Genomic DNA, 22,024 nt, shown 5'->3' on the forward strand with positions numbered 1-22,024 from the left:
AAGGAGAACATCATGAGCTATACCAAATTAACACGTGATCAAATCGCTGAACGTGTGGCACAAGACATTCCAGACGGTGCTTATGTCAACCTCGGCATTGGCTTACCAACTAAAATTTCAAACTACCTGCCTTCAGACAAAGACGTATTCTTACACTCTGAAAACGGTTTATTGGCTTTCGGTCCACCACCTCCTGCAGGTGAAGAAGACCCTGAGTTAATCAACGCAGGTAAAGAATTCGTGACCATGCTAACAGGCGGCTCATTCTTCCATCATGGTGACTCTTTTGCCATGATGCGTGGCGGTCACTTAGACATCGCAGTATTGGGTGCATTCCAAGTGGCTGAAAATGGCGACTTGGCAAACTGGCACACAGGTGCGCCAGATGCGATTCCTGCTGTTGGTGGCGCAATGGACTTAGCCGTTGGTGCGAAAAAAGTCTTTATCACAACCGATCACGTCACCAAAAAAGGTGAACCAAAAATCGTGGCTGAATTGACTTACCCAGCAACTGGCTTGAAATGTGTAGACCGCATTTACACTGACTTATGTGTGATTGACGTAACTCCTGAAGGTATGAAAGTTCTTGAAAAAGTTGAAGGCTTGAGCTTTGAAGAATTACAGTCATTGACTGGTGCAAAGCTGATTGATGCGACTCAGGCTTAATCGTCTTTAAATATAATTTTTAATCCCCCTAAATCCCCCTTTTTCTAAGGGGGACTTCCATCAAGTAATTTTAGGTGGGAATCTCCTCCCTTTTTTAAAGGGAGGTTGGGAGAGATTAAGATATTTGGAAAATAAAATATGAAAAACGCATATATCGTCGATGCCATCCGTACCCCATTTGGTCGTTATGCAGGTGGTTTAGCTCCAGTCCGTGCTGATGACTTAGGCGCATTACCGATCAAAGCACTTATGCAACGCAATCCATCTGTAAACTGGGAACAAGTTGATGACGTGATTTACGGCTGTGCCAACCAAGCAGGTGAAGACAACCGTAACGTGGGTCGTATGTCTGCACTTTTAGCAGGTTTACCGTACCAAGTGCCAGCAACCACTGTAAACCGTTTATGTGGTTCATCGCTAGACGCAATTGCAATGGCCGCACGTGCAATTAAAGCAGGTGAAGCAAACCTGATTATTGCAGGTGGTGTTGAATCAATGAGCCGCGCTCCATTTGTGATGGGTAAATCAGAATCTGCTTATGGTCGTAGTCAAAAAATTGAAGACACCACAATGGGCTGGCGTTTCATTAACCCGAAACTCAAAGAAATGTACGGCGTAGAAACTATGCCGCAAACTGCTGAAAATGTAGCGGAACAGTTCAATATTAACCGTGCCGATCAAGACTTGTTTGCTCTAACCAGCCAACAACGTACTGCTGCTGCACAAGCACGCAGTTTCTTTGACAAAGAAATTATTGCAGTGGAAATTCCACAACGTAAAGGCGAGCCTGTCGTTGTTGCTGCAGACGAACATCCACGTGCATCAACCACAGCAGAAGCATTGGCAAAATTAAAGCCAGTGGTAAAAGCAGACGGTACTGTGACTGCAGGTAACGCGTCAGGTATTAACGATGGTGCGGCTGCCCTACTGATTGCTTCTGAAGAAGCGGTTGCACAACACGGCTTAAAACCACGTGCCAAAATCATTGCTTCAACTGTTGTTGGTGTTGAACCACGTATTATGGGCTTTGGTCCTGCGCCTGCAATCAAAAAATTGTTGGCACAAACAGGTTTGACCATTGAACAAATGGACGTGATTGAACTGAACGAAGCCTTTGCTGCACAAGCATTAGCATGTACTCGTGACTTAGGCATTGAAGATGGTTCAGAGAAAGTCAATCCAAACGGTGGTGCAATTGCTTTAGGTCACCCACTTGGTGCATCTGGTGCGCGTTTAGTCACTACAGCACTGAACCAACTTGAACAAACTGGCGGTAAATACGGTTTATGTTCAATGTGTATTGGTGTTGGTCAAGGTATTGCTTTGATTATTGAACGTGTTTAATCCTCATTAAAAGTTCCCCTTTCATAAAGGGGGATTTAGGGGGATTTATAAGATTAAGGATTTAAAAAAAAATGCCAACTTTTACCTCAAATGATGCGCAAATCAATTACCAAACTTTTGGTGATGCTACAAAACCTGCACTGATTTTTTCAAACTCGCTGGGTACAAACTTCAAAATGTGGCAAGCACAGATTGATTTTTTCCAGCAAGACTTTTTTGTAATTTGCTACGACACACGTGGTCACGGTGCATCATCAGCTCCGCAAGGTCCATATAGCATTGATCAATTGGGTCAAGATGTTGTAAATCTACTCGATCACTTAAATGTTGAAAAAGCGGCATTCTGTGGTATTTCTATGGGCGGTTTAACAGGTCAATGGTTAGCGATTCATCGCCCTGAACGTTTTAATCAGGTGGTGGTGTGTAATACTGCGGCAAAAATTGGTCAAGAACAGGCTTGGAATGACCGTGCCGCATTGGTACGCGAACAAGGTTTACAACCGATTGCTTCGACTGCAGCATCACGCTGGTTTACTGAACCCTTTATCCAAAGCAACGCGACAGTGGTCAACAATCTTCAAAACGACTTGGCAGCTGGCAGCGCCGAAGGTTATGCGAGCTGTTGCGAAGCTTTGGCTAAAGCGGATGTACGTGAACAACTTAAAGACATCACTGTGCCTGTTTTAGTGGTTGCAGGTCAGCAAGACCCTGTGACAACAGTTGTCGATGGTCAATTTATGGTTGAACGTATTGCCAATAGCCAATTGTTTGAAATCAATGCATCGCACATTTCTAACGTAGAATTGCCAAATGAATTTAACCAAGCAGTGAAGCAGTTTATCCAAGCATAAAACTTCATTGTTATTGTTAATAAGTTAAAAGTTAAAAAAATAGAGTTCTTTCGAGAACTCTATTTTTTATAGATGAATCTGCAGTTAGACGAGCTGGACTTAAACTAACTCCACCGCAATCGCTGTGGCTTCACCACCGCCAATACATAAAGATGCCACGCCTTTTTTCGCGCCTATACGTTGCAATGCATGAATGAGCGTCACAATAATACGTGAACCTGAAGAACCTAGAGGATGCCCCAAAGCACATGCACCACCCTGAATATTCACTTTGGCAGGGTCTAAATCAAAAGCATCTATCGCAAGCATGGTTACCATGGCAAAGGCTTCATTAATTTCCCACAAATCTACATCGGCAACCGACCACCCTGCTTTATCTAGCACTTTTTGAATCGCCCCTACAGGAGCAAGAGTAAACTCAGAAGGATGTTGTGAATGTGTCGCGTATGCCACAACTTTTGCAAGCGGTTTTAAGCTACGCTCTGCCGCAACCACATCTGATGTAATCACCAGAGCAGATGCGCCATCTGAAATAGAGCTGGCATTGGCGGCTGTAATCGTGCCATCTTTTTTAAATGCGGGACGCAAACTGCTAATTTTATCGACTTTGGCATTTAACGGTTGTTCATCCTGATCGACAATCACATCACCTTTACGTGAATGAACAGTGACAGGCACGATTTCATTTTTAAAATAACCGTTTTGAATGGCTTCTACCGCACGGTTTAAAGAGCGAATTGCGTATTCATCCTGCTGCTCACGGGTATAGTTTTTCTTGTCTGCCATGTCTTGCGCCAGCACGCCCATCGACAAGCCTGTTTCAGCATCTTCTAAACCTTCCTGAAACATGTGGTCTGTGACTTTGCCGTGTCCCATACGGAAACCTGCACGTGCTTTATCTAGCAAATACGGCGCATTCGACATAGATTCCATACCGCCAGCGACCACAATCTGCGCTGAACCTGCCTGAATAGCATCGGCTGCCTGCATAACAGCTTTCATGCCAGAGCCACAAATTTTATTGATGGTGGTTGCACCTGTACTATCGGGTAAACCCGCTTGACGCATCGCCTGACGTGCAGGGCCTTGCTTCAAACCTGCAGGCAATACACAACCAAAAATTACTTCATCAATGTCAGTCCCACTTAAACCTGCACGTGCAACTGCGTGTTGAATTGCAACCGCGCCTAAATCGGGTGCTGTACAACTTGCCAGTGAACCTTGAAAGCCGCCCATTGCGGTACGTACAGCATCTACAATTACAATCATTTTTAGTCCCTTATTACCGTCTTTTTAAAGTGATTACCGTAAAAGCCGTGCTTTTTAAAATTACAAATAACATCCCTGTGAGTTAGCAAGTAATTCACGTTAAATGTAAATCAAAAGATGAGCATTGCAATCTCGCAAAGTGCTGAATTGCTATGCTTGATTGATCTTAGACTTTTAGGCCTTGCTTATGAAAAATAGAATAAAAGTTTTAGAAATCCAATTTTATTTCACTAAAATGACCTGTTTGGTTCAGTTTTATTGACAACCGATTTGGCTTATGGATTGTGCTATTTTTCACATGATATTTTTTAAATTCATTGGTTCACTGATGAACATACGTTAAAACTTACCTTTTCAAGACCTTGGTGCTATTTTCAAGTTGCTCAAACTGCACTAGACTCCAACATGCTTAATTGGTTGTAATTGGAATATTGATTGATGACGACTCTACGCCAAGAAAATTTCCGACGTCGTAAAGAGAAAATTTTGGCAATGGCTGAGGTTTTATTACTGGAAAATCATAATGATATTACATTAAGTGAGTTGGCTGCAGAGTTAGATATTGCCAAAGGCACAATTTATAAATATTTCAAAAGTAAAAATCAGCTCTATTTAGAGTTAATTATTTTAAATGAACAGCGTTTATTGGATATTTCCAAACAGTATCACCACAACTTTCAAACTTATGTTTCGCAGTACATGCTGTATAACATGCTTAATTCCAACCGTACGATTTTGCTGCACTCAATTGAAGAACGCTTAACCAATAATGAACGTAAACTAAATGAATTGTTTGAACAGTTATACGATATTCGTGAGCAGCGTATTTTAGAAATTAAGGACATCACCCAAGCCTATTTAGAGTCCTTTAACAGCGCGATGTCGATCCGTGATTATCTGTCTTATATTTGGACAGTAACTTATGGTGCGTCGTTATTACTCAATTCTACCCATTATCAAAAAGCTATTGGGTCACGTGAACGCTTAATCAAGCTATATATTAATCAAGCACTGATGACGCCAGATAAAGTATCTGCGATTGTTTGATTTTTACATAGTTAGCTTCGTTGGATTCATTGCTGATCCCGCTAAATATTAGCGTCTAAGTAGAAAGAAATTTGCTTTTCAGAACGTACTAACTCACCTCATAAATTTATTCTCTAAATAAAAATCCCAAAGTTCAAACTTTGGGATTTTTCAAATTCTTTTGACTGTCTAAAGACACATCATTCTGCACTAATATCTTCAAATAATACTGAAGATAAATAACGCTCACCACTGTCAGGTAAAATCACCACAATATTTTTACCTGCATTTTCAGGACGTGCCGCCAATTTTGCAGCAGCAGCCATTGCTGCACCACTTGAAATACCGACTAAAATACCTTCTTGGGTTGCTGTTTTACGCGCCCAGTCAATTGCTTCAGCACTTTCAATCGCAATCACTTCATCCACCAAATCTAAATCTAGGTTTTTTGGAATAAAGTTAGCGCCAATCCCCTGAATTTTATGTGGTGCAGGCGTAATGGCTTCACCACGCTTGGCCTGAGCGATAATTGGAGATTCAGCAGGCTCGACTGCAACAGTATGCAATGCCTGACCTTTTACCTTTTTGAAATAACGCGAAATACCAGAAATCGTACCGCCTGTACCTACACCTGCAACAAGAATATCGACCTTGCCGCCTGTTGCTGCCCAAATTTCTGGGCCTGTGGTTTCTTCATGAATTTGCGGATTGGCAGGGTTATTAAACTGCTGCGGCAAATAATAAGTTTCAGGATGTTCGGTTGCCAAACGCTCTGCTTCATCCACCGCGCCTTTCATACCTTTTGCAGGCTCAGTCAGCACCAAATTTGCACCCAACGCTTTCAACACCTTACGGCGCTCAATACTCATGCTTGCAGGCATCGTTAGTGTAATCTCATAACCTTTTGCTGCAGCTACAAATGCCAAAGCGATTCCTGTATTACCACTGGTCGGTTCTACAATATGCATACCTGCTTTTAACACGCCACGTTTTTCAGCATCGGCAATTAAAGCAGCACCAATACGGCATTTCACAGAAAATGCAGGGTTACGGCTTTCCACTTTGGCTAAAACCGTTGCATCGCCAGAAATTAAACGGTTAATGCGTACCAATGGCGTGTTACCAATCGCTTCTGCATTATTGCTATATACGGCAATCCCTAAATTTGCTGGTGTTGAAAAAGCTGCATCTGTGGTCATGATTATTCCCTAAGTTATATCTATATAAACAAAATTTAAATTATCATACCTTTTTATAAAATTTTTGCCGATGTTTCACGAAAATTGTTTTATACAAAAATATGATTAGCTTTCAACAAAATGCGAATTAGAATAAAGAGATGACGACCTCAGTTTAATTGTCGATTTTCTCGGCACTTGGGTTTGAAATTCGCTATTTATTTTTTGACAATAGCAACACATAACAAAATGTAGGGAATGCAATGTCTAATAAACGTTACAGTCAGCTTTATCGTAATTTCACTAAAAAAATCTTAGATAAGATTGTGACGCCACAAGTATTAGGCACGACTGCAGAATTAGAACATCGTGTTGCACAAAGCTCTGAAAAAACACAATTTTGTTATGTGCTGCAAGATGCCTCTCTCAGCAATACCGTATTGATTGATCAGCAGACGCAATCTCGTGGTTTACCTTCTGTGTATGCGCTTTTAAACATTGCCGAGCATCAGGAAGACGATTCCATTTTGGTCTTGCGTGAGAAAAACCCACAGCACAGTGCTTATCACTACTCTGCTAAATTGATTCGACTCATTGAAACCTTAGAGCAACATCCTGAACATGATGTGTTGTTAGTTCCCGTAACTGTACTTTGGGGACGTTCACCCGAATACGAAGACTCTTGGTTTAAAGCATTATTTGCCGATGCATGGTCTACGCCAAACAAGCTTAAACAAACCATTAATATTTCGCTCTATTCACGTGATAACTACATCGAGTTTCATAAAGCAATTTCCTTACGTCAGCTTATTGAACAAGCCACACAACAACAACCACACTTATCGCCTGCGCACTTTATTGAGCAACATCTGGAACACAATTTTAATCAACACAAAGAAGCGATTTTAGGCCCGGACTTATCTGACCGCCGTAATTTGATTCATGCGTTGATGAAAAGTGAAGCAGTACAACAAGCTATTCGTAAAGAAAGTATCGAACAAAAAGTCAGTATGTTTGAAGCAGAAAACCGTGCTAAAAGCTATTTAACTGAAATTGTATCGGACTTTTCTTATTCGACTTTGCGTTTTGCTGAACTGGCACTGACCAAGCTTTGGACACAGCTCTATGATGGCATTGAAGTGCATCACTTTGACACGGTACGCGAACTCGCCAAAGACTATGAAATCGTCTATACCCCTTGTCATCGTAGCCACATCGACTATTTGTTGCTGTCTTATGTGATTTTTAATCGTGGCTTGATGGTGCCGCATATTGCAGCAGGTATTAATTTAAATTTACCAATTGTGGGTCAATTAATGCGTGGTGCAGGTGCGTATTTTATTCGCCGTACTTTCAGCGGCAATGAATTATACACCTCGGTATTTAAAGAATATTTACACAGTTTATTGTCACGCAACACCCCACTCGAATACTTCATTGAAGGTGGACGCTCACGTACAGGTTTATTGTTACCGCCGAAAAAAGGCATGTTGTCGATGACCATTCAAAGCCATTTACGCGGAGCAACCAAACCAATTGCATTTATTCCAACGTATTTTGGTTATGAAAAACTGATTGAAGGCACATCTTATTTAAATGAATTAAACGGCAAACCGAAAGAAGCCGAATCTTTATGGGGTATTTTAAACTCTGCCCGTAAAATTGAAAAAGTCTTTGGTCAGGTCTATGTCAACTTTGGCGAACCTGTATTTTTAGATGATGTTTTAACTGCCAACCAAGCACGCGATGTAAAACTGAACATAAATGATGAACTACCGACCTCTGTGATTCACACGGTAGATCATACTGCGCATGCAATCTTGGAAAATATCAATAAAGCGGTGGTGATTAACCCAATCGCCCTCATCTCTCTGATTTTATTAAATGCCGATCAGCATGCATTGAAACAAGATGAGCTGCTCGCCCGAATTGAACAATATCGACGTTTGCTCAAACAATTGTGCTACGACCCACGTATGATTATTACGGGTTTAAATCCACAAGAAATTATTGAATATGCGCTAAAACTTAAACAAGTTGAGCGTTATAACCAAGATGGTGTAGAACAGATTCGAGTCGCAGAAAGCCAAAAAATCTTATTGAGCTATTTTAGCAATAATATTTTGCACTGCTTTATTTTGCCTGCGTGTGTAGCATTAATTGTGCAGCAGTTTAATGAACAAAATTTAGCATTATCATGCGCAGATTTAATGCAAAAACTGCAGGCGATTTATCCATATTTGAAGCAAGAGTTTTTCTTGGCATGGACGGCGCAAGAACTTTCTCAAGAAATCGAAAAAATTGTGGCGTACTTTATTCAACAAAATTGGGTTACAGAAGCAAATCTGCAATTACAGCCGAACCCAGCTACACAGCATGAACTCTATGCCTTAGCTGAACTGGCAAAACCAAGTTTAAATAATTTCGTATTGATTCAAGGGCTTTTGCAGCGTTATAGCGCACACATCCCTTTAAATCTGAAAGTTTTGGAAAAAATGACCAAAACCGTATTACAACGCGCTGCAGATTCTGCACAATTTAAGTCTGCATATTATTTTGATAGTGCCACCTTAAAAAGTTTTATCAGCAGTTTAGATCAGCAAGCCTTGTTGCAACACAATGCTACGCAGATAAGCCTAGATGATACTTTTAGTGCAAAAATGTCGGAATACTTTGCTTGGTATAACCCAGAAATTCACGAATTGTTAGCTGCATCGAGTGAATTTAGTGAGAAAGAATTAAAAAGTTTTGAACAAGTGAAAAAATAGGTTTTATTGTAACTCAGCCACTTTTTTATCAATTTTTTGATTAGAATATCAGCCCATTATTTATGATTGGCTGATATCTTTTCTTAAATGATACTTGTTCTCATATATAAATAATGATTTATGTTATATAATTTATCTTCCACTCCCGCCTAATATATATTGGGTTAGCTGTAAATTAAGAGAATAAAACAATGAACGATGGTCTTGAAATCACATCAATGCGTGAATCTGCGGATACCGTTGTTGGAATTTTAAAATCTTTGGCGAATAGTGACCGTCTTTTAATTCTTTGTCATTTATCTCAACAAGAATTAAACGTATCGCAAATTGAAGAAATAACTCAAATTCATCAGCCTACTTTATCGCAACAATTAATGATGCTGCGTAAAAGTGATGTGGTGAATACCCGCCGTGATGGCAAGCAAATTTTTTATTCAATTAAAGATGAAAAAATGGTGCAGGTACTTAATACCCTCTATGCACTTTATTGCCCGCAGGTCTAAATGATAATGCCTGTATTATCAGGCATTACCATAAAACTTGAATACTCTCCTGCTATTTCAAAGACTTCTTAGCATTTTTTGTTCATAATATATCTAAATTTATGATTTAGATTTCAGTATGTCAGATTTCAATTCACGTTTGGCTCGTGTACTACCTGCTTGGCAATGGCTGCGAAAATACAATGCAGAAACATTGAAATCTGATCTGCTGTCTGCGTTTATTGTCATTGCCATGTTGGTACCTCAAGGAATGGCCTATGCCATGCTTGCAGGTTTGCCTCCTGTCATGGGTTTATACGCGAGCGTGATCCCCATGATCATGTACGCCTTGGTTGGTGGCAGCCCAACCTTGTCCATTGGCCCAGTCGCCATTATTTCTATGATGACCTTTGCGACGCTCAATCCTTTATTTGAAGTCGGCTCGGCAGCTTATATTCAAGCAGCTTGTTTACTTGCCCTGATGGTCGGCATTATTTCGCTACTTTTAGGGATTTTTCGCTTCGGTTTTTTAATTCAACTCATTAGCCATCCTGTTATTAAAAGCTTCATTATTGCCTCTGCATTAATGATTGCGATTGGACAGCTTAAATTTGTGTTAGACATCCCCCTTAAAGCCAATAACTTACCTGAGTTCTTATACAGCTTTTGGAAATATATGGGACAAACCCATTTTTATAGCGTGCTCTTGGGTGTTGCTGCCATTTTATTTCTAATTTATGCCCCTAAAATCATCAACAGTAATGCCATTCGTGAGCGTGTTCGAGGTAGCGGCTTTATCTTAAAAGCCTTGCCATTGGTATTGGTGATCGTTTCAATTGCTTTGGTTTATTCATTGCATTTGCAACAAATCGGCATTAAAACAGTCGGAGAAATTCCTTCAGGATTTCCGCCTATTCAATTCCCTGAATGGAATGCACAACTTGTTCTACAACTCCTTCCTGGCGCAGCCATGATTGCCATGATCAGTTTTGTGGAATCTCTGTCTATTGCGCAAGCCACCGCCTTACAACAACGTAGTCACTTAAATAGCAATCAGGAACTGATTGCACTCGGTTTAGCCAATTTTGGCGCAGGTGTTAGCTCCTCTTTTCCCGTCACAGGCAGTTTGTCGCGTACCGTGGTCAATGCCGATGCAGGTGCAAAAACACCCATGGCAGGTGTATTTACCTCCATCGTGATTGTTATTGTCAGTTTATACTTCACGGGATTTTTCCAAGACTTACCACTGGCTGTTTTGGCTGCAACCATTATTGTTTCAATTTGGAAACTGGTCGAGTTCCAATCTTTTAAAGAAACTTGGCGTTATTCCAAAGCCGATGGTCTGGCCATGTGGGTGACGTTCTTTGGTGTTGTATTCATTGATATTTCGACAGGTTTAATTATTGGGATTGTGTCCACCTTTATTCTAATGTTGTGGCGTATTAGCCGACCACATATTGCGGTAATTGGTTTACTTGAAGGCACACAACATTTTCGTAATATTCAGCGGCATCAAGTGCGTACCGCGCCACACGTGCTATCCATGCGAATTGATGAAAATCTAACCTTTTTAAATGCCAATACTTTAAAAGGCTTTTTTATTAATCAAGTCAGCCAAAACCCTCAGTTAAAGCATGTAGTGGTGAATTGTTCGAGTATTAGCAGTATTGATTTAAGCGCACTCGAAATGCTGGAAGATTTAAATCTTGAACTAAAAAAATTGAATATTTGTCTGCATTTTTCAGAAATTAAAGGCCCGGTAATGGACAAATTACAACACTCAAAACTTTTGCAGCATTTAAATGGAAAAGTTTATTTGTCACATTATTTAGCCATGCAAGAGCTTGCGCCTGAACTGACTTAAAGATCAAGAAATTGATCTTTAATTTTATCTTTAAAACTGGATGCTCAACACACATGCTTTTTGATCAAAGAGTACTTTTATCTTGCTGAAATTTAAGTAGTTTAATAAATATCACTTTTAAAAATATAGACTTAATTTTTATATAAAAATTATTTTTAAGCACATGGATATTTCAGTATAAAATAGCCGCTTTTCTTTAACCTTGTTTTCGTATGTTTTCAGCTTTTTTGCGTTTGAGTTTAGTCTCCCGAATTATGATTGCAATTGTACTCGGTGTGGCTGTTGCAATTTTATTTCCAGAATCTGCGCCCTATTTAAGCCTTTTGGGTGATATATTTATTAAAGCCCTGAAGTCTGTTGCGCCAATTTTAGTCTTTATTTTGGTCATGGCATCGATTGCCAATTTTAAAATTGGAAGCAGCAATGCTTATATCAAACCGATTATGCTGATGTATGCGATTGGTATGTTCTTGGCTGCGCTCAGTGCGGTCATTGCAAGCTCACTTTTCCCAAGTACATTATTTTTAGATGTTGCAACACAGGCAGATTTAACACCGCCGGGTAGTCTTGCTGAAATTTTGAAAAATCTTTTACTTAGTTTTGTTGCTAACCCTGTAGTTGCCATTGCCGAAGCCAACTTTATTGGTATTTTGGCTTGGGCTGTGGCTTTAGGGATTGCCTTCCGCCATGCTACAGAGTCCACCAAAGCATTGTTGAATGATGCAGCCAATGCAGTCAATCGCGTTATTCGCTTGGTGATTAACTTTGCACCTTTCGGTATTTTTGGCTTGGTTGCCGTGACATTTGCCGATGCAGGCTTGAGCACCTTAGCCAGTTATGCTCAATTATTGGCAGTCTTGTTAGGTACGATGTTCTTTGTCGCGTTGGTCATCAACCCAATCATGGTGGCATTTGTGACCCGCAGCAATCCTTATCCTTTAGTTTTTCAATGCTTACGCGAAAGTGGCATTACTGCTTTCTTTACCCGTAGTTCTGCAGCCAATATCCCTGTCAATTTAGACTTAGCCAAGCGTTTAGGCGTACAGGAATCAACCGCGAGTGTTGCAATTCCGTTAGGTGCAGTAATTAACATGGCAGGCGCATCGGTCACCATTACCGTTTTGACCTTAGCTGCGGTAAATACTTTAGGAATTTCTGTCGATTTTAGCACCATGCTGATTTTATCTGTGGTTGCAACGGTGTCGGCCTGTGGTGCTTCAGGCGTTGCGGGCGGCTCGTTACTGCTGATTCCTGTAGCGTGTGGCTTATTTGGTATTTCTTCAGATATTGCCATGCAAGTTGTTGCAATTGGTATGGTCATTAGCGTATTGCAAGATTCAACCGAAACTGCACTTAACTCATCTACCGATGTGCTATTTACTACTGCGGTTGACCGTGGTTTGAGTTAAGATACAATGCGTTAGGAAACTTACGCAATCATCCATTATGCCTTTTCAAACTTTACCCCTTTGGGTGCAATTTGGTGCTTTTTTTCTAGCCGTCAATGCTGGAATTATTAACGTACTCGGATTGGTGACCGTATTGCACCAGTCCGTTTCGCACATGACTGGTAACGTTAGTATCTTGGCGATGGCGCTAATCGACTGGAAACCAGAAGCCATGATTTTCTTGTTTCTGGTGATTTTGTGCTATGTGATTGGCTCATTTTATAGCGGCGTCATTTTAGGAAATAGCAATTTTCGCTTAGGGCGTCGTTATGGTTTGCCCATGAGTTTGGTGGCATTTTTTATTTTAATCTGCTGGGCATTATTGCCTTATTTCCCACGTTATGCCCTGCTTTGGGCATCGGTTGCCATGGGCATACAAAATGCCATGATCAGCTACTATAAAGGCACCATCATCCGCACCACACATTTATCTGGGGTATTGACCGATTTAGGCTTAGCTCTCGGTTATCGAGTGCGGGGCTTACAAGTTGAAAAAAGGCGTATTGTTTTACACCTACTGATTTTAATTGGTTTCTTTGTGGGTGGATTACTCGCTGCAGCCATTTATCCTACATTTAAACTGAATTCTTTTCTGGTACCTGCAGGACTCAGCCTAAGTTTGAGTTTGGTGTATTGGATTATTTATTTTCGCTATCGACATCTTCAACATTAAGTTTCGGAAATTATCATGGTTAAAAATGCACTACAGGCACAATTGCTCAAAGCGGGTTTAGTGGATAATAAAAAAGCAAAAAAACTGTCTAAACAAACCTTACACGAACAGCGCACAGGTGAAAGTAAAGATGCTGAAGTGAAAGCCAAAATTGCACAGGCACAGCAAGAAAAACTCGCCAAAGACCAAGCTATTGAGCAAGAAAAGAAAGCCGCTTTACAGGAAAAAGAACTGAAAGCAGCAATTATGCAAATGATTCAGCAGCATAAAATTCGTGATACCGATGGTGAAGTGGCTTATCAGTTTTTAGATGGCAAGATTAAAAAAGTGTATATCAATCAACAAATTTACAATGCACTCGTGGCAGGTAGTTTGGTGATTGCCAAAGAAAATGACAGTTATGCGTTCCTGCCTAAAGCTTTAGCTGAACGTATTAATAGCAAAATGGAAGGCTTTATTATTGTCAATAATGCCGAGAAAAATGAAGCCACGACAGATGAAGAAGATCCATACGCAGCCTATGTGATTCCAGATGATTTAATGTGGTAGATCACGCAAGTATTTATGCTAGGTATCTATTCAAAGCCAGTATCTGTACTGGCTTTTTTATTATGACTGCAACTTGATTGAAAACTTTCAGTAAAAACAAATAATTGAAATGTAGCAAAAAGTTACTCAGCCTTCAAATTTAAACTTTAGTCGATACACTATCTAACAATTTCATACATCAATGAAGAATTAAGGTGAATTGCAGGCCAAAATTCTAAGTGCCGTGCAGACGAAAATCAGCAACCTTAAAGCGAGGACCTTTTGCAAGAATTTAATTTTATTCAAAATATTCAGGAATGGTATAACCAATACCCTTGGTTAGAAATGCTGACCTCACTCAGTATTGTGATTCTACTGGCAATTTTAGCCAACTTTATTGCCAAGCAAATTGTAGTGCGCGGGATTCGCAAACTGATTTCTAAAATGACCTTTGCCAATAGTGAAATTATTTCACAGCATAGTGTCATCCGACGTATTGCCAACATTGTCCCAGCTGTCGTGATTATGAACGGCATCACCACCGTACCGCATTTGTCAGATAAAGTAGAAAGCTTTGTGCAAATGGGTGCGCAAGCCTTTATATTCCTGACCATTGCATTGGCAATTTCTGAATTTTTAAATATTTTTAACCTGTTCTATCAACGCAACCCTAAGTCACGCAACAAGCCAATTAAGGGCTATTTGCAGTTAGTTAAACTCATTATTTATGTGGTCTGTGCCCTCATGATTTTAGGCACTTTCCTGAAAAAAGATGTGTTTACCTTACTCGCAGGTTTTGGTGCGATGGCTGCTGTTTTGATGTTGGTTTTCCAAAATACCATTTTATCTCTAGTGGCTTCGGTACAAATTTCTTCCTACGATATGGTACGGATTGGTGACTGGATTGAAATGCCTTCTTTAAATGCCGATGGTGATGTCATTGATATGTCATTACATACAGTCACCGTGCAAAACTGGGATAAAACCCTGACCACTATTCCAACCAATAAACTCATTACCGATACCTTTAAAAACTGGCGTGGCATGCAGGAAGCTGGTGCCCGACGTATTAAACGTGCCATTTTAATTGATCAAAGTTCTGTGCACTTTATGACTGAACATGAACAAAGCAAACTTAAAGAGTTTTTGTTATTGGATCAATATTTACATAGCAAAAATGAAGAAATTGAGCAGTTTAATCAGCAGTTAGCAAATCAATCACAATACAACCAACGCCGTTTAACCAATTTAGGGACGTTCCGTGCCTATGTTGAATTTTATCTGAAACAGCATCCTGGCATTAATCAATCTCAGTCATTGATTATTCGTCAACTACAGCCAAGCAGTGAAGGTTTACCACTAGAAATTTATGCCTTTACCAAAACCACTGCATGGAAAGAATATGAAAGTATTCAATCCGATATTTTTGATCATTTGCTGGCAATTATTCCGGAGTTTGGCTTAAAAGTGTATCAAGCCCCATCGGGTTCAGATTTAAAGCAAATTGCTGCACCATTTAAAGCAAGTTCTGTCCAAAGTCTAAATCCTTTAGAAATTGACGAGGCATAATTATGGATTTATTGCTGAGCCATGTGTCGCAAAATGCTTGCATGGCTCAGTAGCCGTTTTTATTTTCAGCAAGACGATAAAATTTTCATTAAATTAAAATGCACTCGTACACTCGTATATGAATAAGAGAAAATAAAGTCTTATTTGTAAGAGCTTTGTTGAAACAAATATCTAACACTATGTTTTAATTATATTTAAATTTCCTCAAACCTTTAAATCACAGCTTGCTCCAAATTTATGTAATAAGGTCATTGCCGGTTGAAAAAGTCTAATGATTCTAAGAATTCACCTAACTTTTCAACTCACTAAAATGTGTCGCTCTTGTTAATTGATTCTGGATTCGAAAAATGATCATCAATAATTCGTCTAATGAAAGATTGAAATTCACTACTTTTGTGCTTTAGCGCTCTAGATGATCAATACACGCGCTACAGGATGAGGGGTACGAGTTTATAAAAGATCTCTAATAGACCAAATAATGAAAAGTTTAAGGCAGGACGCGGTACAACGTCGCAAAACATTGTTCTGCTTTTTCATTACTACAGAAATTAATGGTGTGCGCATTTTTCCATTTTACAAAATATTGTGAAATGTCCCCTGTTTGGTCTTCCTGATATCCAGAACAATCCACTTCATTATTGTCATATTTAACTTGCAAAATTAAAGCCGGTAACGAATTTGCAGGGTCTTGTGAAGGTTGATAATCATATACACCTGCAGACCATTCTTGACCGCTTTTAATCACCACATCGCTATTACTTTTAAAGTTGTAATATTCAATACATTTACGATTATTTGGGATTTGCATGCCCCACAGCCCCACAATTTCTGGACGGGTCACCACACGAAATTTATTGGTCGTTTCTGCTGCTACTGGCGTTAACTTGGCTGAATCTATTGTTGTATTTTCATTCGCAATCGCGCAGACAGAACATAAGCTTAAAACTGTGGTTAGATATATTTTTTTCATACATTTATTTAAAGATATAAACCGTTTAGACAACTTAGCATATTTTTAATCCAAATCTGCAAGCATAAACATAAGACAACAATTTTATTTAACGAAAATGTGACTTAGTTTACATTTAATCGACTTTGTAGGTAATGGTTATTTGATATGATCGCCTTTCTGTTGTGAACGTCACACTCATTCAAGTTTTTTTCTTAATTATCAACCCATTGCAAAAGTGAGTTTAGTACTTGCAAAACTTTAGCATACCGCAAACTATATCTTCGACTCAAAAGCAAATATTTGCCTTTGGACTGCTAGCCGTTGTGGTATTTTTTTCTTGTTTATTGGGTATTTTTACTCGCCCACTTAGCTACTTTTCTTTTTTTTGGCCAAGCAACGCCCTCTTGTTGGGGCTACTCATTCGCTTTCCATCTTTAAAAAGTTTTGGTGGAATTTTGGGTGCTTTTTTTGGCTATATGGGCGCCGATTTGGTCACAGACAATACTTTCCTGATGACGCTAGGTTTAACGCTTTCCAACTTTGTAGCTGTTTTTAGTGGGTTGTTTTTCTTTAATTTTGCCCGCGCTAAACTTCCAGCGAGCAATAATAATGTGTCAGAGCTATATCCACATATTATTGCTGTAACTTTAGGCTGTTTCTTTGGGGCTTTATTTGCCATTCTTCTGCTGCCAAATTTGCCGCACACCTTTATGTTAAAAGAAAATCGTTGGATTGATTTTTTTACTTGGTGGTCTGGTGAAATTTTAAATGCGGTAATTGTCTTACCTTTAATTTTGGCTGCCCCAGGCTGGTCTAAATTCAAAAAACTTATAAATAATCAATATGCTAAAGAAACTCAAATTCAGGATATCTTGCCCTTTTTTGCATTACTGATCTCTATCGCCTGCACCCATATTTTCTATGGGCCAGGCGCACTATTATATCCATTGGCTGCGTTAATTTGGGCAGCTGCCAGCTATCAACTTTTCAATTTGGCACTGATTAATAGCTTGGTCTGTTTAACTCTGTATCACAGCGTCACAGGCTTGTTTATAGATCAAGTGAATTCGAGTTATTTAACCACCATTATTTCTATTCGTGTGGGTTTAATTATTTTAGGTCTTGCCACGTTAATTTTATGTGTGATTAGCCAAAACCGAAATCAGTTGTATAGAGAAGTATTGTATTTGGCAAATCATGACAGTTTAACCGAAACACTGAACCGCCGTAGTTTTACTCAGTTAAGTGAAAAAGCTTTAAAGCATAAAAACAATCATTCATTGTCTTTAATTATGTTAGATATCGACGATTTTAAAAAAATGAATGATCAATATGGGCATTATGTCGGTGACCGTGCTTTGCAACATCTCTCTAACATCGTTAAAAGCAATTTACGTGATCACGATTTATTTTGTCGCATTGGTGGTGAAGAGTTCATTATTTTGCTGAACAATAATAACTTAAATAAAACTCAACGCATTGCAGAACGTATTCGTATGTGTATTGAACATCAAGCGTTAAATTTAGAAAACCTTGAACCCATTCATTTTACAGTAAGCATGGGCGTGTCACATACACACTTACCCACCAATCTCCCTTTACAAGATTTAATTATTCAGGCAGATCAGGCGCTATATCAGGCAAAAATGCAAGGTCGTAATCGGGTCATTCTTGCTTCTTAAACAAAAATAGCATACAACATCAATTTGACAATACAGATTTTCAGGATTGAAATGAAACTTGCAGAATACCTCCAATATGATGCTTTAGGCTTGGCAGAGCTCGTTGCCAAAAAGGATGTTCAGGCCTCAGAATTATTAGATATTGCGTTACAACGTGCTGAACAAACCAATCCACAATTAAATGCCATTATTATTCCTATGCATGAACATGCACGGCAGCGCACACAAACAAAATTAACAGGCCCATTTGCAGGTGTGCCCTTTTTAGTCAAAGACTTATTTCAACAATATGCAGGCTATCCGACTTCATTTGGTTGTCAGGGTTTAAAACGTGCGCATCATCTTGCAGAACAAAATGCAGAAATTGTAAATCGTTGGGAAAATAGCGGAATCGTTACCTTTGGACGTACCAACACGCCTGAATTTGGGATTAAAGGGATAACCGAGCCAGATGCTTGGGGTGCATGTAAAAATCCATGGAATTTGAAACACAATAGTGGTGGTTCTTCTGGTGGTTCTGCGTCTGCAGTTGCGGCAGGTATTGTGCCGATTGCAGGGGCAAGTGATGGCGGTGGTTCAATTCGTATTCCTGCGTCTTACTGTGGTTTGTTTGGTTTAAAACCAAGTCGTGGACGCACCCCGTGGGGGCCACAACTCAGTGAAGCCATGCATGGTGCAGCGATGCAACATATTTTAAGTAAAAGTGTACGTGACAGTGCGGCAATGCTCGATGCAACGCATGGCGCAGATGGTCATTCACTTTTCAAAATTGAAGCTCCTGAACGCAGTTATTTAGATGCAATTCAGCAAGCGCCAAAAAAATTAAGAATCGCATATTCGACCCAATCTCCGATTGGTACAGCTGTTTCACAAGATGCCATCAATGCCATTCAAAAAACCGTACAGCTTTTAGAATCTTTAGGGCATGAAGTGGTTGAAGACCGTCCTGCTATTGATGGCATGCAATTGGCCAAAGATTTCATTACCACATGGTTTAGCCAATTTGCTTATTTAATTGCTGAAATTCAAACTCGCCTGCCAAATCATTCCGATAATTTTGAGCTAGACTCTTTGGCTTTGGCTGCCTTTGGCGCAAAAACCACGTCAGTAGATTACATTCGCAATTTGAATAATTGGGGGGTATATGTCGCACAAATGAATCAATTCTTTGAGCGTTATGATTTATACCTCATCCCTGCAACTGCCTCAGTTGCACCAAAAAATGGCGAAGTTAAAACTCCTGCATGGCAAAAACCAATTTTAAAAACACTATTACATGCAGGTAAAGCACATTGGTTAGCGCAAGGTAAATTGGTCGATCGCATTGTCAAAGAAAACCTAAAATGGGTGCCATTTACTCAACTTGCCAATATTACTGGGCTGCCTGCAATGTCTGTGCCATTGTATTGGAATAAAGATAACTTACCATTGGGTTCGCAGTTTATTGCGCCTTTTGCACGTGAAGATGTGCTTTTACAACTGGCTGCACAACTTGAAACGGCTCAACCGTGGTGGCATCAATACGCTAAAATCCGTATTTAATGTAGCAATCAATTAGTAAGAAGCAAGCAAACTATACCCATCCAACTTTGCTTGCTTCTATTTTTGATAAAAGAACGGTATCACTGCAAAATCACCAATCTAGGCTTTGGTATCACTCGACATTGACTGCGATTCTAATTGCTTTGGCAATCCCCAAATAAAACACAGACCAACGAGTGTAGATAATCCTGCAAAAGTAAAAATCCATTCGCCTGAAACAATATCCCAATAATGCCCTGCCAAAATACTCCCCAGTGCAACACCTAAACCCCACATGGTACTGTAAAGTGCTTGCCCACGACCTTGTTGCCCTGCAGAAAAGTTTTGAAAAATCACCCGCATGGCAATGATATGAAATAATCCAAAACTAAAGGCATGAATGCTTTGTGCAAAAAAATGTGCAAAAAATATGGATGGAAATAAACCAACTATCACCCAACGTAAGCCTGTTAAAATTAAACATACGGCAACCAGTGAACGCCAAGACCAACGCTTTAAAAACAAACTCGCATAGGCAAACATAATAATTTCAGCAATCACTCCGACAGACCACAAGAAACCGATCTGACTTGTGCTAAAGCCTGCCTGACTTAAAAAATTACTGTAGAAACTATAAAATGGCGCATGCGAAAACAGTAAAATCAATTCAATTATAAAAAATGAATAGACTACTGGGCGCTTTAAAATAGGCAATAAGGGTTCAAGTTGTTTTTGTGCAATGGGTGCGGAGCTTGGTTCTTGAATACTGAATGACCATAGAAATGCCAGTAAAGAAATACTGAGTAGCAACATCGGTAACATGGAGATTGGTATAATTTCCAAAATAGCACCTATGCCAAAAACCCCGACAATAAAACCTATAGAGCCCCATTTACGCACTTTGCCATAGAGTTCCGCACGTTTCTCGCCCAACCAAAACAAAGTCACGCCTTCAAATTGTGCCAAAATTGCGTTTTGGAAAAAGCTAAAAATTAGCATGAGTAATGCAACAGACTGAAAGCTATTCGGAACAATAAAAATCAGTAACCAAATACTGGCTTCCATCCAAGTTGCGATGCGCACCAAAAGCATCCGTTTGCCTGATTTATCGGCAATCCATCCCCAAATAAAAGGCGCGAAAAAGCGCGTTAAAATGGCAATAGAAGATAAAACACCAATTTCCTGATAATTAAAGCCCTGATCTTCTAAATACAGGCTCCAAAAAGGCAAAAACGTCCCAACAATTGCGTAGTAGAAAAAGTAGAATCCACCTAAGCGTGTCGATATATTCAAGGCTTGCATCAATGTGTATTTCCTTGATTTTTCAAACACATAAATAAGTGCATTATCTGACCTGATCTAAAATTTTATGACAACCGATATATTAACACTGTAGTCCTTTAATTTTGAGTGATTGGCTGATTAAAACGCAAAACCCTGAAAATCAGAGCAAATTTTCAGGGTAATATTGAGAAAATTTCTTAAAATTTTTAGCCGCAAGAAGCTTGTATAATAATTTTAGTTTTCGGATCGACCACCACAGTGACTCGATTCATACGATAATCCATTGTTACAGGCTGACCTGGTGTAACCATTCTCACAATTTCAGCTCGGGTAAGCGCTTTAATTTGTGTTTCAGTCAAACCTGTTTTACCAACTAACTGCGCAGCAGATTCTGGGACACAATTTTGCATGGTCTGTGGCACCTGAGTTTGTTCATTGATAGGCTGATTACTACACGCCGCTAAAGTTGCCACACTTAAAACAGCCAAAACACTATATAACTTTTTCATGTTGATACTCGTTTTTAATTTCTTCAAACCAACTCAAAATAACATAACTGATTAAATAAGCAGTAAATTTACTGAATAAAACTGTGATGATAGTTTTATTGATCAAAATAAATTAGATGTAAGTTTGGATTAAGTTTAATTCTCAATCACACTTAAACTCAGTTTCATCCAATCAATTGCCTGTTGGCGACGCTCTTCTAAAGCATTCCATAAGTTGACAAAAATAACTAATCATGCGAAAAAATTTTTTAGTTAACAGATGTTCACACATGCCTCGAATTGTTTCTGTACCACTTAGTTTAGAACAGCGAGAACGACTCATTTTTCTGGCCAAGCATGCAAAACATTGGCGTGAAAGACAACGTGCCCAAACTATTCTCTGGCTTTCTGAAGGTAAAAGTGTTGCGGAA

Annotated in this window: 17 protein-coding genes and 2 pseudogenes; 14 read left to right on the plus strand and 5 right to left on the minus strand. The window is 39.5% G+C overall.

Going from position 1 to position 22,024, the window contains the following annotated elements:
* Positions 1 to 12 precede the first annotated feature (12 nt).
* The 3 genes from E0H79_RS13615 (at position 13) to pcaD (ending at position 2,861) form a co-directional block, all read left to right on the plus strand.
* Positions 13 to 666 carry a 3-oxoacid CoA-transferase subunit B gene (locus E0H79_RS13615; RefSeq protein ID WP_104851987.1) on the plus strand — a complete coding sequence of 218 codons (654 nt, stop codon included), beginning with the start codon at positions 13 to 15 and terminating at the stop codon, positions 664 to 666.
* A gap of 138 nt (positions 667 to 804) precedes the next feature.
* Positions 805 to 2,010, plus strand: coding sequence for a 3-oxoadipyl-CoA thiolase (gene pcaF, locus E0H79_RS13620; RefSeq protein WP_131261941.1), 1,206 nt, complete (start codon positions 805 to 807; stop codon positions 2,008 to 2,010).
* Positions 2,011 to 2,081: 71 nt separating this feature from the next.
* Complete coding sequence (gene pcaD, locus E0H79_RS13625) at positions 2,082 to 2,861, plus strand: 3-oxoadipate enol-lactonase (RefSeq protein WP_096901607.1); 780 nt, start codon at positions 2,082 to 2,084, stop codon at positions 2,859 to 2,861.
* A 99-nt stretch (positions 2,862 to 2,960) separates the two neighbouring features.
* Here pcaD and E0H79_RS13630 read toward each other — a convergent pair whose 3' ends face one another.
* Positions 2,961 to 4,130 (minus strand): thiolase family protein, encoded by a 1,170-nt coding sequence (locus tag E0H79_RS13630; RefSeq protein WP_131261942.1) that lies wholly within the window; start codon positions 4,128 to 4,130, stop codon positions 2,961 to 2,963.
* A 438-nt stretch (positions 4,131 to 4,568) separates the two neighbouring features.
* Between E0H79_RS13630 and E0H79_RS13635 the strand changes: the two genes are divergently transcribed.
* Positions 4,569 to 5,177: a TetR/AcrR family transcriptional regulator gene (locus E0H79_RS13635; RefSeq protein WP_004973506.1), complete on the plus strand. Its 609-nt coding sequence runs from the start codon at positions 4,569 to 4,571 to the stop codon at positions 5,175 to 5,177.
* A gap of 179 nt (positions 5,178 to 5,356) precedes the next feature.
* Here E0H79_RS13635 and cysK read toward each other — a convergent pair whose 3' ends face one another.
* Positions 5,357 to 6,355, minus strand: coding sequence for a cysteine synthase A (cysK, locus tag E0H79_RS13640; RefSeq protein ID WP_004973505.1), 999 nt, complete (start codon positions 6,353 to 6,355; stop codon positions 5,357 to 5,359).
* Between the two features lie 242 nt (positions 6,356 to 6,597).
* Here cysK and plsB point away from each other — a divergent pair, with 242 nt between their 5' ends.
* From plsB to E0H79_RS13675, 7 genes are all read left to right on the plus strand, one after another.
* Positions 6,598 to 9,102 (plus strand): glycerol-3-phosphate 1-O-acyltransferase PlsB, encoded by a 2,505-nt coding sequence (gene plsB, locus E0H79_RS13645; protein WP_131261943.1) that lies wholly within the window; start codon positions 6,598 to 6,600, stop codon positions 9,100 to 9,102.
* Between the two features lie 191 nt (positions 9,103 to 9,293).
* The gene (locus E0H79_RS13650) at positions 9,294 to 9,605 is read left to right on the plus strand and encodes an ArsR/SmtB family transcription factor (protein ID WP_004973501.1); all 312 of its coding nucleotides are present in this window, start codon (positions 9,294 to 9,296) and stop codon (positions 9,603 to 9,605) included.
* Positions 9,606 to 9,723: 118 nt separating this feature from the next.
* Positions 9,724 to 11,448, plus strand: coding sequence for a SulP family inorganic anion transporter (locus E0H79_RS13655; protein ID WP_131261944.1), 1,725 nt, complete (start codon positions 9,724 to 9,726; stop codon positions 11,446 to 11,448).
* Between the two features lie 212 nt (positions 11,449 to 11,660).
* A complete protein-coding gene (gene sstT / locus E0H79_RS13660) occupies positions 11,661 to 12,857 on the plus strand; it encodes a serine/threonine transporter SstT (protein WP_131261945.1) in 1,197 nt (398 codons plus the stop codon).
* A gap of 37 nt (positions 12,858 to 12,894) precedes the next feature.
* Positions 12,895 to 13,569 (plus strand): YoaK family protein, encoded by a 675-nt coding sequence (locus tag E0H79_RS13665; RefSeq protein ID WP_131261946.1) that lies wholly within the window; start codon positions 12,895 to 12,897, stop codon positions 13,567 to 13,569.
* A gap of 15 nt (positions 13,570 to 13,584) precedes the next feature.
* The gene (locus E0H79_RS13670; RefSeq protein ID WP_004973493.1) at positions 13,585 to 14,118 is read left to right on the plus strand and encodes a DUF2058 domain-containing protein; all 534 of its coding nucleotides are present in this window, start codon (positions 13,585 to 13,587) and stop codon (positions 14,116 to 14,118) included.
* 261 nt (positions 14,119 to 14,379) lie between these two features.
* Positions 14,380 to 15,666, plus strand: coding sequence for a mechanosensitive ion channel family protein (locus E0H79_RS13675; RefSeq protein WP_096901601.1), 1,287 nt, complete (start codon positions 14,380 to 14,382; stop codon positions 15,664 to 15,666).
* 487 nt (positions 15,667 to 16,153) lie between these two features.
* Here the strand turns inward: E0H79_RS13675 and E0H79_RS13680 are convergent, their stop codons facing one another.
* Positions 16,154 to 16,636, minus strand: a complete 483-nt coding sequence (locus E0H79_RS13680) for a hypothetical protein (protein ID WP_004973490.1) — start codon at positions 16,634 to 16,636, stop codon at positions 16,154 to 16,156.
* Between the two features lie 230 nt (positions 16,637 to 16,866).
* On the opposite strand from E0H79_RS13680, the gene E0H79_RS13685 reads away from it, so the two are divergent.
* Complete coding sequence (locus tag E0H79_RS13685) at positions 16,867 to 18,300, plus strand: GGDEF domain-containing protein (protein ID WP_207973578.1); 1,434 nt, start codon at positions 16,867 to 16,869, stop codon at positions 18,298 to 18,300.
* Between the two features lie 51 nt (positions 18,301 to 18,351).
* Complete coding sequence (locus E0H79_RS13690) at positions 18,352 to 19,842, plus strand: amidase (RefSeq protein WP_131261947.1); 1,491 nt, start codon at positions 18,352 to 18,354, stop codon at positions 19,840 to 19,842.
* Positions 19,843 to 19,941: 99 nt separating this feature from the next.
* Here E0H79_RS13690 and E0H79_RS13695 read toward each other — a convergent pair whose 3' ends face one another.
* Positions 19,942 to 21,123, minus strand: a complete 1,182-nt coding sequence (locus E0H79_RS13695) for an MFS transporter (protein WP_131261948.1) — start codon at positions 21,121 to 21,123, stop codon at positions 19,942 to 19,944.
* 188 nt (positions 21,124 to 21,311) lie between these two features.
* A pseudogene (locus E0H79_RS13700) lies at positions 21,312 to 21,512 on the minus strand (I78 family peptidase inhibitor); the annotation flags it as partial.
* A gap of 371 nt (positions 21,513 to 21,883) precedes the next feature.
* Here E0H79_RS13700 and E0H79_RS13710 point away from each other — a divergent pair.
* Positions 21,884 to 22,024, plus strand: a pseudogene (locus E0H79_RS13710) (helix-turn-helix domain-containing protein); the annotation flags it as partial.

Source organism: Acinetobacter sp. ANC 5045 (assembly GCF_004331005.1).
Lineage (GTDB): Bacteria > Pseudomonadota > Gammaproteobacteria > Pseudomonadales > Moraxellaceae > Acinetobacter > Acinetobacter towneri.